10 protein-coding genes and 1 tRNA gene are annotated in these 12,782 nt (G+C 39.6%); 2 read left to right on the forward strand and 9 right to left on the reverse strand.

Annotated features, from left to right (window positions below):
- Window positions 1-14 precede the first annotated feature (14 nt).
- From AACU32_RS04700 to AACU32_RS04715, 4 genes are all read right to left on the reverse strand, one after another.
- The gene (locus tag AACU32_RS04700; protein ID WP_096598298.1) at window positions 15-920 is read right to left on the reverse strand and encodes a hypothetical protein; all 906 of its coding nucleotides are present in this window, start codon (window positions 918-920) and stop codon (window positions 15-17) included.
- A gap of 72 nt (window positions 921-992) precedes the next feature.
- Window positions 993-3,500: a dynamin family protein gene (locus AACU32_RS04705; RefSeq protein WP_096598300.1), complete on the reverse strand. Its 2,508-nt coding sequence runs from the start codon at window positions 3,498-3,500 to the stop codon at window positions 993-995.
- Window positions 3,501-3,729: 229 nt separating this feature from the next.
- Window positions 3,730-3,972 carry a hypothetical protein gene (locus tag AACU32_RS04710; RefSeq protein WP_339377513.1) on the reverse strand — a complete coding sequence of 81 codons (243 nt, stop codon included), beginning with the start codon at window positions 3,970-3,972 and terminating at the stop codon, window positions 3,730-3,732.
- A gap of 191 nt (window positions 3,973-4,163) precedes the next feature.
- A complete protein-coding gene (locus tag AACU32_RS04715) occupies window positions 4,164-4,592 on the reverse strand; it encodes a MerR family transcriptional regulator (protein WP_096598303.1) in 429 nt (142 codons plus the stop codon).
- 69 nt (window positions 4,593-4,661) lie between these two features.
- Between AACU32_RS04715 and cas12k the strand changes: the two genes are divergently transcribed.
- The gene (gene cas12k / locus AACU32_RS04720; RefSeq protein WP_096598305.1) at window positions 4,662-6,599 is read left to right on the forward strand and encodes a type V CRISPR-associated protein Cas12k; all 1,938 of its coding nucleotides are present in this window, start codon (window positions 4,662-4,664) and stop codon (window positions 6,597-6,599) included.
- A 1,182-nt stretch (window positions 6,600-7,781) separates the two neighbouring features.
- Here cas12k and AACU32_RS04725 read toward each other — a convergent pair.
- Together AACU32_RS04725 and AACU32_RS04730 are read right to left on the reverse strand one after the other, a co-directional pair.
- Window positions 7,782-7,853: transfer RNA gene (locus AACU32_RS04725), tRNA-Cys, on the reverse strand.
- Window positions 7,854-8,051: 198 nt separating this feature from the next.
- Window positions 8,052-8,642, reverse strand: coding sequence for a CpcT/CpeT family chromophore lyase (locus AACU32_RS04730; RefSeq protein WP_096607858.1), 591 nt, complete (start codon window positions 8,640-8,642; stop codon window positions 8,052-8,054).
- A 194-nt stretch (window positions 8,643-8,836) separates the two neighbouring features.
- Between AACU32_RS04730 and AACU32_RS04735 the strand changes: the two genes are divergently transcribed.
- Window positions 8,837-10,084 (forward strand): tetratricopeptide repeat protein, encoded by a 1,248-nt coding sequence (locus AACU32_RS04735; protein ID WP_096598308.1) that lies wholly within the window; start codon window positions 8,837-8,839, stop codon window positions 10,082-10,084.
- A 59-nt stretch (window positions 10,085-10,143) separates the two neighbouring features.
- Here AACU32_RS04735 and msrA read toward each other — a convergent pair whose 3' ends face one another.
- From msrA to AACU32_RS04750, 3 genes are all read right to left on the reverse strand, one after another.
- A complete protein-coding gene (gene msrA / locus AACU32_RS04740; protein ID WP_096598310.1) occupies window positions 10,144-10,821 on the reverse strand; it encodes a peptide-methionine (S)-S-oxide reductase MsrA in 678 nt (225 codons plus the stop codon).
- Between the two features lie 34 nt (window positions 10,822-10,855).
- The gene (msrB, locus tag AACU32_RS04745) at window positions 10,856-11,356 is read right to left on the reverse strand and encodes a peptide-methionine (R)-S-oxide reductase MsrB (protein ID WP_096598312.1); all 501 of its coding nucleotides are present in this window, start codon (window positions 11,354-11,356) and stop codon (window positions 10,856-10,858) included.
- Between the two features lie 113 nt (window positions 11,357-11,469).
- On the reverse strand, window positions 11,470-12,486 hold the full coding sequence (locus AACU32_RS04750) for an alpha/beta hydrolase (protein WP_096598314.1): 1,017 nt from the start codon (window positions 12,484-12,486) through the stop codon (window positions 11,470-11,472).
- Window positions 12,487-12,782 lie beyond the last annotated feature (296 nt).

Consider the following 12,782-nt stretch of genomic DNA (forward strand, 5'->3'; position numbering starts at 1 on the left):
TTTTATTCTTACTTCTAGCGATTATAAACTTCAAAATTTTCGTATGCTTCCATTTGTAGCCTATCGGATATAGTGAAATTAACAACTAAATCCGGTAATTTTCGGAAAGCATCATATCTATCCAGTTGATTAATACTAGGTTTAAACCCTTCTTCACTTTGTTTTAGATCAAGACAGACTAAGTTAATGTCGTATTCCGATTTTTCTGCTGTCACTGAATAATTTTTGAGATTAGCTTGTTTTTGATTAAATTCACTTTCAGAACCTATCCATAAATATTTTGTAAATTTATAAAGTCTTTCTGCATCATTAATATCAATGGCTCTCTTAGCTTCCAATGATTCAAGAAAATCTGCTTGTGAGGCAGAAATTACTAAAACTAAAAACTGTTTAGTAATTGTGTGGGCTATAGGCTGTGGATAACTGGAAACGTATTCATTTTGTCTAGATTCTTGTCTAAAAGTAGGTTGTTTTATTTGTTGAACTTGTTTTTGGTAATTAGTTTTATAGAGCCAATAACCAACTGCTGTCATACCAAAGGCAATCAATGCTATAACTTTCATATGTCCAATCCTTATATTCATTCGTTGTAAAAATAAATTTATCTGACAATAAAATTGATTTTCAGTTTGAATTAATGTTGGTAATTCAGCACCTAGTATTGGTATCTTCCAAGTTTTTTTGTCTTGTATAGCCTCTTGCCAGATAAATTCTGTCCATTCTTTTACAGCAGGTAGTTGACATCCTTGAAGGATATAGCTGCTTATATGGTTAGAAATCTCCAGTTCATTACACCACAATTCGATAGCGTAACTTAGCTTGATAGGAAAAGGAATTTTTACAGATGGACGAGCATATCTCCTTTCCAGTTCATAGCCAACTTGGTTAGAAATTCTTTCTACAATTTCAACAAAACTCATGATATTTTGATCATTTAATAATTTTTTTATTTCAAATTAGGTATAATAACCATAATTTAAGTAAATTTAGGTTTAGCGGAATTCTTCTTCCAACATGTAGCAAATAGCTGTAGTATTAGTTTTGTTGGATTCAAAATCCTTCCAAAACTGTTTTTCCTGTTCAAAATTATCCTCTATGATGCTTAATTGCTTTTCTAAAGCACGTTCAGCTATATTAGTGAGGTCATTAACAGAATCTTCAAAGATAGAACTGACATAATCTAAGCGTTTGAGAATCCAGTCTAGTAAAATATCCCATAAACTTCCTTTTCCTTTCTCAATTCCACTTAACCATTGTTTTGCCATTAAATCTGGGGATGGAAGGAAAAGTTCAATATACTCTACATCTGCCTTAATATCACGAGTTACTGACTCGGTATAACTACGTGTTACAGGTCTTGTTTTAGTTCTACTTTTTGTATTTTGAAAACACGAACCACTTTGATAATATTCTGTATAGCTTTCTTGTTCTGTTTTTGTACGTGTTACGTTTTCGGTTTTCTGCCCAACTACTTCTGTCTTTTTAGAACGATTTTGCTTAATATTATCTGAAATTTCAAAAAATTTATCAGGTAAAGTTGGCAGATTTTGAGCTAACTTGGTGCGTAAATCACTTATTGCTGCTTTTTCAAAATCAATTGAAGAATTAAAGCTATCCTCAGATAAACAAATTTTCAATCTCTCGATTTGTTCATCAACTAATGATTCTAAAGCTTGTTCAAATTGTTTTGCTTTTCCTTGGAGGAAGAACTCTGCTCTAGTTGATATAGCTGTCCTCATAGTGTGGTACAAGAGACGAACATGACGTTCATCATGCTCAAGTTCTTTCTGACCTTTCTCATTATCAGCACGTACACGCTTAACTAAATACTCTGACTCGTGAGAAAATTGGCTGATTCTTCGGCTAACATTATCATAGGTTTTAGCGATGTCATCAGCTAAGGAAGGTGATATAACTTCCCGTAGCTTATCTCTTAATTCAAAAGCGCCTTGATTATTTTTAAGAGCATCACGAACTGGAACAATTAAAACATCCGTTAAGTCTCCTTCTACCTCGCTGACAGCATCAAAAATTAAAGAAAACCCATTACGCCCTTTTTTTTCAGCATTTTTCTTAATCTTAAGCCTAGTTTGAGGATTATCAGTTTTTAATCCTCCTATGAAATCTTCAATCTCAGATTTAAATTCTCTGCCAATTTTATTAATATTTTTATGTAAAATATGCTTAATTTTATCTAATCTTTCTCTTTCTTCTTCAACTTGCTTTTGGTTATAAATTTGTCTTGTTTGAATCACAACATCTAGAAATTGCGATAAAGTCGAGTAGTTATCAAATACATCCACTAAAGCTGGAAGTATAACCAGTTCTGCAAATGATTCTTGAACTCGGACACGGAAGCGGTTCCAAAGTTCTCTACCACCGCTCCATTCTAGACAATAGCGGAGAATTTGCCGCATGATCTCATCATCAATAGGCTTATTATCTTCTATATCATCTTCAATATCACGAAACCAATTTTTTAAATTTCTGTTTTCTTTGGTATTTAATTTAATTACCCCAGCACAATCTTGAAACATTGCTTGGATAAATTTTAACCGTGTCTGTTGAGGAACTTTTGATGCTTCGTTAAAAGCTCCTGACCCCCAAGCACACTGAGCGTAATATAGAAGACGAGCATTAAAAGGCAAAACATCAGGAAGTTCTGGAAGCGATAAAACGTCTTTAATTTCTTCTCTTAACTTATTAATTCGCACTTCTAGAGGTAAATCATCTGCTCCTCGTTGATCAACTCGATTTAAGATAAAAATCATTGAATCTGTGCGTCCCTGCAAATATTCAACAACTTTTTTTAATTCTTCTAATAGTCGTTTTCTGTGGTCATCATCCACTTGCATATAGTCTAAAGCAACTAGGCTGAAAGCTTTATTAACTTGCTGTTGAATAGTTGCCAAATTAGTTCTATCTTGTACTGATTTAAGCCCAGGTAAATCAATCAGTTCTACCCCTATCTCTTCAGGTAAGCCTAGTAAGGAGGAATCACAAGCAGGTAAAAGAGGAACATAAGCTGTTACTTGTGGTGCAACATATTCTCGCTTTTTACGTGCATCGTGATATGAGTGCATTACTGTGCGAATACGTTGATATAAATCTTCATCGCTTAACTTTGTCCATTCACCAGTCTCCCAAGCAGCATCCTCTGTTTCTGCAATGAATAATTTTCGTTCCTGAGAATGTTTAAGGGAGAGGACTCCACCACTCATCTCACCTGCTTCAATTGGTGCAATTTTATGACCAATTAGCGCATTAACAATAGTTGATTTTCCAGAAGAAGTTGTCCCAATAGTTGCAATGCGAAAACTAGGATTTTCTAATCGTTGGACTGCTTCTTTATAAACAGTCAAGAATCCCTCTAAACAAGATTTAATACCAGGATCATCAAAAATGTCAGGAGATGAGTTAACTAAAATAGAGACTGAGTTACCTAGTTCTTGTAGTAGTTTACGGGTATTTTCTAATTTAGAGACGATATTAATTTCCATTTATGTTTCTCTCTAATGTCTAATTTTAAGTAATATAGCTGTACTAATAAATTTGAAAATGGCACCAAGTATGATGATGCTAATGAAGCGGCAGTTGCAACACCACTTAGTAGCTTAATTTTCAAAAATTTTCCCTAAAATACGATACTCTATTTCAAATTAGACGCAGATCCATCTAATTTAAATGAGTGAGATTTCGGAAAAATACAGAAATCACTTTATATATAAATTAAGTATTTTTGCTGTTGTCGAATTTTGTGTAATTTATTTGAATGCGCTTTTGTTGACAGGGAACACTTTTGGGCAAGTTAAAAGAATATTTGTCGGATTGTATTTCAACACCGCTTAAAGCAAATCCAGCAGGTTTCGCTTCAATGACTCCAACAGCTTTGCGATTGATGAAGAGCAAGTAATCAGCAAAACCAGATTTCAAGGGATATTCCCAAACCCGCACCCAAGTTAACTTGCTCATAGTCTTGGATAACCCATAGAACGGTGGTGAGTAATTGGTCTATCTTTTGCCTTGCCTGTTCTTCCGGTTTCATTACTGGGTTACTATGCACTTACACAAATTCTCATGCCTTTCTTGGAGAAGCGCAAGTAACACTCATATAAGTAAAATTACTATCTTTTTATCTAACGTACAGCAATAGCAGTTTTGTTCTACTGCGCCAATTTATTTATCAACTGCTGATAAATCACATCTAACCACACCGGAATCACAGGTTTACCTTCATCTAGAGATGCGATCGCTTGTTCTCGGTCATACACTACAAGATTTAGCGATCGCTTATGCCCCTGCCAAAGAAGCATCCACCGACTACCTTTACCAGAGTCAAATAACTCCGGTTCTTTGTCTTTGAGGGTGTTCAGCGTAGTACTGGCAATATCAAAACTCAATCCCATCGACAAAAAATATAACATTGCTGCCAGTTCCATCAAATTTGGCTTTGAGTAATAAATACTACGTCCTGTTCCCGTCTCACCAATAACAGGAACAACCACACCCTTTTCCCGCCAGTACTGGAGTTGACGCAGGGTGCAGCCTGTGATGTCAGCCGCTTGTTTACTCGTAAAAAACATTTCTTGCATGAAATCATTGTAGGCGCAGCGGTTAATTAAACATTTGTGGTATTATTAGACATATGTGTTGGTAAACGTATGAGCCAAATTACTATTCAGTGTCGTTTAGTAGCAAGTGAATCTACCCGCCAACAGCTATGGAAGTTGATGGCAGAGCTAAATACGCCACTGATTAATGAACTACTACGTCAGGTACATCAACACCCAGAGTTTGAGACTTGGCGACAAAAGGGCAAACACCCCACTAGTATTGTCAAAGAACTCTGCCAACCTTTGAAAACTGACCCTTCCTTCATCGGTCAGCCTGGACGGTTTTACACGAGTGCGATCGCCACAGTTAATTACATCTACAAATCTTGGTTCAAGTTAATGAAGCGATCGCAGTCCCAACTAGAAGGCAAAATTCGCTGGTGGGAAATGCTTAAAAGCGATGCTGAATTAGTAGAAGTCAGTGGTGTGACCCTAGAAAGCCTTCGTAGCAAAGCTGATGAAATCCTGGCTCATTTTACTCCCCAGTCCGATACAGTTGAAGCACAACCAGGGAAAGGAAACAAACGTAAAAAGACTAAAAAATCAAAAGTTGCAGAAGGCGATTGCGCCGAGCGCACGCTACGCGAACGTAGTATCTCTAAAACTTTGTTTGAGGCTTACCGCGACACAGAAGATATTTTGACTCATTGTGCAATTAGCTATCTTCTCAAAAATGGTTGCAAAATCAATGATAAAGAGGAAGACACTCAAAAGTTTGCTAAACGCCGCCGTAAGCTTGAGATTCAGATTGAACGCCTGAGAGAACAGCTAGAGGCACGAATTCCCAAAGGTCGAGATTTAACAAATGGCAAATGGTTAGAAACTCTTTTGCTTGCCACTCATAACGTTCCTGAAAGTGAAACAGAGGCTAAATCTTGGCAAGACAGCCTTTTAAAAAAATCTAGCAAAGTACCTTTCCCAATTGCTTATGAAACTAACGAAGACATGACTTGGTTTAAGAACGAGCGTGGACGTATATGTGTAAAATTCAATGGTTTGAGTGAGCATAGCTTTCAAGTCTACTGCGATTCTCGCCAACTCCACTGGTTTCAACGCTTTTTAGAAGACCAACAAATTAAGCAGAACAGCAAAAACCAACACTCTAGTAGCCTATTCACTCTCCGTAGTGGGCGTATTGCTTGGCAAGAAGGGGAAGGTAAAGGTGAAGAGTGGAAAGTTAACCACTTAATTTTTTACTGTTCTGTAGATACTCGCCTATGGACTGCTGAAGGAACAAACCTTGTAAGAGTTGAGAAAGCAGAAGAAATTGCTAAAACTATCACCCAGACAAAAGCTAAAGGTGAACTCAACGATCAACAACTTGCTCATATAAAACGGAAAAACTCATCTCTAGCCAGAATTAATAACTCCTTTCCCCGTCCTAGCAAGCCCCTATATCAAGGTCAATCTCATATTCTTGTTGCAGTTAGCCTTGGTTTAGAGAAGCCTGCAACAGTAGCAGTAGTAGACGGGACTATAGGTAAAGTCCTTACCTATCGCAGCATCAGACAACTACTTGGTGATAACTACAAACTGCTAAATCGACAGCGACAGCAAAAGCACACTTTATCCCACCAACGCCAAATAGCTCAAATGCTTGCTGCACCAAATGAGTTGGGAGAATCGGAGTTAGGGGAATATATAGAAAGATTACTGGCAAAAGAGATTATTGCGATCGCCCAAACATATAAAGCTGGTAGTATTGTTCTCCCTAAATTGGGCGATATGCGAGAACAAGTTCAAAGCGAGATTCAAGCCAAAGCTGAACAGAAATCAGACTTAATAGAAGTCCAACAAAAATATGCCAAACAATACCGAGTTAGTACCCATCAATGGAGCTACGGTAGATTGATTGAAAATATTCGCTCTTCAGCTGCTAAAACTGGAATTGTGATAGAGGAGTCAAAACAGCCGATTAGAGGTAGTCCGCAAGAGAAGGCGAAAGAATTAGCGATCGCCGCTTACCATTCCCGCCAAAAAACCTGATTGACAAAACACCGAACCTTGAAAATAGAATAAGTATCATTAATAGCGTCGCAGTTCATGCTTGTATAAAGCCGCTGTGCTGTGTAAATGTGGGTTAGTTTGACTGCTGTTAAACAGTCTTGCTTTCTGACCCTGGTAGCTGCCCACCTTGATGCTGCTATCCCTTGTGGATAGGAATAAGGTGCGCCCCCAGTAATAGAGGTGCGGGTTTACCGCAGTGGTGGCTACTGAATCACCTCCGACCAAGGAGGAACCCACCTTAATTATTTTTTGGCGAATCGAAGCGGGTCAATTTCCCTGGGGATCTGCCAAAACTTCAAATCGCTTATTGATTAAGGCTTGTAGCTTTTATGGTGTCAGTTAATTTACTTTTTTAAGTGTTAAGTGACAGGCGATTTTGGCAGATCTGACAAAAATGCTTCTAGAAGTCTTTATTGGTGAAGGATTTGAGGCGCTGGAGTTTCAATACCCCTCACAGCTTGAGGCGGGTTGAAAGAGAGGGGAAACTTTAAATCCACATGCAGCCAGAGTTTCAATACCCCTCACAGCTTGAGGCGGGTTGAAAGCGGCTATTTCAGCCAATGCGATCGCTAGTTTGCCGCAAAGTTTCAATACCCCTCACAGCTTGAGGCGGGTTGAAAGCGCCATTGCCAGTGTTTAACAATTCCCTGCCGTTCAGTTTCAATACCCCTCACAGCTTGAGGCGGGTTGAAAGATTACAGAAGGGAATCGCGACTCGCTAGTTGTTATGGTTTCAATACCCTTCACAGCTTGAGGCGGGTTGAAAGGATGCTTATGGTGCAAGAATTTGGGCGGTGATCGCGTCTTCGCCTATTACCTTAATTTCAACTGCGCTTGTAGCAATGGACAGGTTAAAAATTGAATATTTATAATTAGGTTTGAGCAATTACGCTCAAACCTTGGTAGATTTAATGGTGGGTTGAAAGGTAAGGCAGAGGTCTGCAATCCTTACATAAAGGGTTTAGTCCTTGGTCATGACGCTTAATGTGTTAGCGGTGATATTTATTCCCTGTCAACGGGAAAATTAATTTTTCAACACCGACATTAAGTTGTCTAAAACGCACATCAAGGACATCAATCTGTCAACGCGGACAGTAATTAGTCAAAAGTGACATTAATTTGTCAACGCGGACAAATAATTTGACAATCGACATTTGTTAAAGGCGGCACCCGGATTTGAACCGGGGGATGGAGGTTTTGCAGACCTCTGCCTTACCACTTGGCTATGCCGCCGCACTCGCGCTTAACTATATTAGCAAGATTATAGCCAAAAATACATCCTCTGTTGGGAGAAATTTCTGAGTTTTTACAAAATCAGGGGAAAATTAAGTTTTTGTACTTAGGCGATCGCATCTTACTGTTTCCACCCCCAATCCCCCGCCATTTATCTGGGAGAGTGGGTAAGGGGTGAAAACTCATTACCCAGATTTTTTAGATTTTCACTTCATCAGCGAAACTATTCCAGCGGACAAAGTGAAATGGCCCAGCTACAGATCCCCACAGATGCTCATCAGTTTCTAGATCTCGTCCTCTGTCAAGGCTGAGAAGTCTGTCTTCGTTAATTTCAAATTCATTATCGAGATAGGTTTTTTGCCCGTTGCGAACAACGATACAGCCTTTTCCAGGTTCTATCCTACCTTTAAAGCTGTTGCCAGTCCATTCTACAATCATGTCACATCCTGACATCTTTTCTACGTCATCAGTAGTTAAGGTGGCGAGTTTTTCTAGATTGCGAGAAGCACCGTAAAATTTTTCTTCTTCTTTAACGGTGTAATTTTCCAGGTTAATGCGATCGCCTACAGTCTCAAACTTCAATACTCGCAACCGATAAGGTTGATTGAGTGCATAGTCATAAGCTTGCTCTAAAAACAAACTCACCCCTGATAAGAGTTCTAGGGGTAGGGGACGCATACACACGCGAATATGAGCATAAAAAGGCGGGTTTTCAAAAGCTTGTTCTTGATTGCTAAAGTCAGCTGCCATCCAGCGAGCTAAGGTAGCAATGTCCGTAGAGTGAGTCATTACAAATAATTTAATAATTGCTGGATCATCCTTGAAGTATTTTAATGCTTCGCGATGGGTATTGGGCATTGGGCATTGGGCATTGGGAAGAAAATTCCCCACACTCCCTCATCTCCAGTAATCGGGGAGAATAACGATCGCTTTATGCGTCCTTTAAATTGGTAACTTAGGTTATGGGGTAGGGAGATTAGCAAATGAGCGAATGTAACGAGAGCAAGCAATTACGTCTGTTAAGTGTAATTATGACTGCGGCTATAATCTGGCAGTTTAGCAGCTCGTTGACGCTGGCACAGAGCCAAAAGCCGAAACCGCCCGATAAATTTCCGCCAAGCCCACTAGAGAATATTATTCCCGATCCATTACTATCACCTTTGGGCGATCCGAAAAAGTTAACGCCTGCACAACTGCAACAGCTAGAACCGCAAATCGATCAGTTAAATCAGGAAGCTGCGGCTAAGCTGTCAGCTGGAGATTCGGTAGCGGCGTTTGAGATTTGGAACCGAGAATTACGTTTACGCCGCTTATATGGTTCATTAACTGAAGTCCAAGCATTGTCACGGGTGGGGGCGATCGCATTTACTCGCAATAATCGCGAAGAGGTACAATATATTACCCAACGCTTGCAAGCTATTCAACAGCAAGCACTATCTCAACCACTCCTGGATTTACAATTATTGCGATCGCTTGGTGCAGGTTATGAAAAAGTGCGATCGCCGCAACTGGCGCTACAAGTTTACGATCGCCTTTTGGCAACAGTGCGACAGCAAAAAAATACCGCCGCTATTGTTGATACCCTCAAAACCATTGGGGAAGTACATCTAGGTTGGTTTGATTATCCCCAAGCCGCAGCCACTTATCAAGAATTGTTGGGTTTGGCTACTGCCGGTGGTGATAAATTAAACCAGGTAGCATACTTGCAACAGCTAGCTTATATTTACGAACAGGCTAAAGACCCGCAACAATCGATAAATATATTGAGCAAGCTGGCAGAAATTTACACCAGTGAAAATAATACAACTCAATTACCAAAATTAAAACTAGCGATCGCGGCAAATTATCAAGCATTAGCCAAGGAAAATCCTAGTTTACTAGCATCAGCATTTAAAAATTATCAAGCAGCTTATACTACCGCTTGGGAATTGCAGCAATATGTTGATGCTGGTGAAGCTTTACAGCAGATAATTGCACTGTACCGTGGGCAAGGACAAATAGACGATGCTTTGCAAACTAGTCAAATTTTAATTGCAGCGCAAACCCAAGCTGCTAACTATTATGGAGTGATGCAAGCCTACGACCAAATGGGGAAAATTTATCTAGAACAAAAACAATATCCCCAAGCACTAGCTGCTTTTCAAAAGGGTTTAGAATTGGCACAACAACTCAAGTATGATGAGACTTACTTTACTCAACAAATTGAAAAGATATCAAAAGGAAATTTGTAATTCACAAGACACAAGGTAGTCCCAATAGAAGGACGGGGCTTGTATTCCATTATTTTCGGTCAATTTTTATACAGGTTAGGGAACTGAGCTTGAAGTTTAACCAGCTTCGGCAAGTCATTCACTACTACATAGGGATTGCCTGGATGGCGTGCTATGTAATTCTGATGGTATGCCGCAGCCTGATAAAAACCTTGCAAGGGAGCTAATTGGGTGACAATCTGCTGAGGGAAGATTTGCGATTTGTTGAGTTGAGCGATATATTCTTGTGCAACCTGTTTTTGCTGATCGTTAGCAAAGAAGATCGCCGAACGATATTGCTGACCTGAGTCAGGTCCCTGTCGATTCAACTGTGTTGGGTCATGTGCCACCAAAAAGTAGACATGGAGAAGCTGGCTATATGATATGAGTGAAGGATCATAAGTAATTTTCACTGATTCTGCGTGATTAGTTAATCCCGCACTGACCAGCCCATAGTTTGCGGTTTTTGCACTACCTCCAGAAAAACCAGAAACGACATCAGAAACACCTTTGACATGCTCAAAAACTGCTTCCATCCCCCAGTAGCACCCGCCAGCGAACACTGCTACTTGTTTTCCTTGGGGTGCAACAGTTGAGATATCAGTGGCGGGAGTACGAAGTATCACAAGAGATGCACCGCATAACAGTACAACTGTGAGTGAAATAATAGACAAGTTGCGTATTAAATGGCGCGAGAGAGTAAAGTTATGAATTGACATGAGATTGTAAACCGCATAATTAGTAAAAATTAACCTAACCTCGACTGGCAATAAACTTCATTGCCACCCCATTCATACAGTAACGTTTGCCCGTAGGTGCAGGGCCATCATCAAATACATGACCCAAATGCCCACCACAGCGCCGGCAATGCACTTCAACTCTGGTCATCAAAAACGAGTTATCGACAGATATGCCGATTGCGTTATCAATAGGTGCGTAAAAACTAGGCCAGCCTGTGCCACTGTTGAATTTGGTTTCCGATGTAAACAATGGTAAGCTGCAAGCAGCACAGACATAAGTACCTTTGGCATATTGGTGATCGAGTGGGCTAGTACCAGCACTTTCAGTTCCATGTTTCCGCAGCACACTAAACTGTTCTGGTGTTAAAATCTTGCGCCATTCTTCGTCAGTTTTGGTGATTTCAAATTGATTTTTGGCGATCGCCATTACTGGTGACCGACCTGTTAAATAACGCGATAACCAGACTGTGCCGACTATTGCCGCACCAGCCTGTAAAAAATATCGTTTTTTCATAATTTATTTGCCACTCACCACTAGCTGAATTACTAGTATGAGCCTTCGCCCTGAATTAGCCCTGATAAAAGCATTAAAATTTCCTAAGAATGATGGCGGTTCCCTGTTTTCTTTTACATCTCAGATGGATTAATACACTTCAGGCGATCGCAACCTAAACTTTGAGTCATCATTGCAGACATCTGTTGCGAAGCTTGAGTATCCAAATTCAACTCTTGCTTAATTTGCTCGTAACTTGCTCCCTGCACTATCCGCTTTGCGAGTTGCTGAAACTGTGTCCAGGTTAAATCACTGTCAACAAATGCTTTAGCCAGGGTAATCACCAATTCCTCATAATCATTATCTTCGATTTTCGTCATCATCCGGTGTTCAATGTGCAGCGAATCATCGAAGCAGTAATACCAGGATTTTGGTTGGTGCTGGAGTACCATGTTAAAAAAGTCTTGCTGTTTAGATAAGCTTACAGCGCGATCGCTCTCACTAGAAACCATTAATATCGGTGCAGCTTCAGTTTTTTGCGCCTGTTTTAATAGCTTTTCTCCTAACTCCAGAAATATGCGTAATGCGGGAATCCGAAAACCTTTATAGCCAAAATTTCCAGATGCGTCTTTGTTAAACCATTCAAAGTAAATTGGCAAGATTTTTATCAGTCCATCAAATAATAAATTATAACTGCTTAAATAAGGTGCAAACAATAACGCCCGATCAATCTCCTGGGGATATTCTAAAGCTAACCAGCCGGCTAAGGTTCCCCCTGTAGATAATCCACCAACTACCACTTGTTCACCTAGAGTTTTGGCAATCTGCAACCAATCCAGTACAAATTGTTGATAAGTTTCAATTTCTGTTGACAGTGGTGGCGGATTTTGCCGATTCCAATTACCTGCAAGTCCATGATCGGGTTGTAAGGGAATTAAAACATTGTATCCTTTATTAAATAAAGCTTTGCCAAGCGGTTCAAATTGGTAAGGTGCTGCTGTAAAACCATGCAAGAACAGACAAACTTTTGAAGTGGTGTGAGGATGAACAAAGAATTTGGAACGACAGGCTTGGTTCCTCAGTCCTAGTGTAGACTCCGATTGCTGAACTTGCTCCAGAATTTGTGCTGTAGTTTGAGTGCTAACTGTCATTGCATCACCTGCCTTACTTCTGCCTATGTCTTTGAGGAATGTATCTCCAAAACAGAAGTAGCCACATCTAACTGATGTCGTAATTTACGGGAATATACCGTAAATTCACTATTAATGCTATTATGCGTGTCAACGCAGTTCTGTGCATTAGTAGATTTGTACACACTATGTAGACTAGGCTTTATGTACATGAGTCAATAAAATCAAAAAGCAGTTTCATGCAGCTTCGACTTTGTGTGGGCTGATTATATTCTTAACTCGATATGATAGTAGCTGCAATAAATTCCTACCTAAAT

Source organism: Calothrix sp. NIES-2100 (assembly GCF_963875285.1).
Classification (GTDB): Bacteria; Cyanobacteriota; Cyanobacteriia; order Cyanobacteriales; family Nostocaceae; genus Aulosira.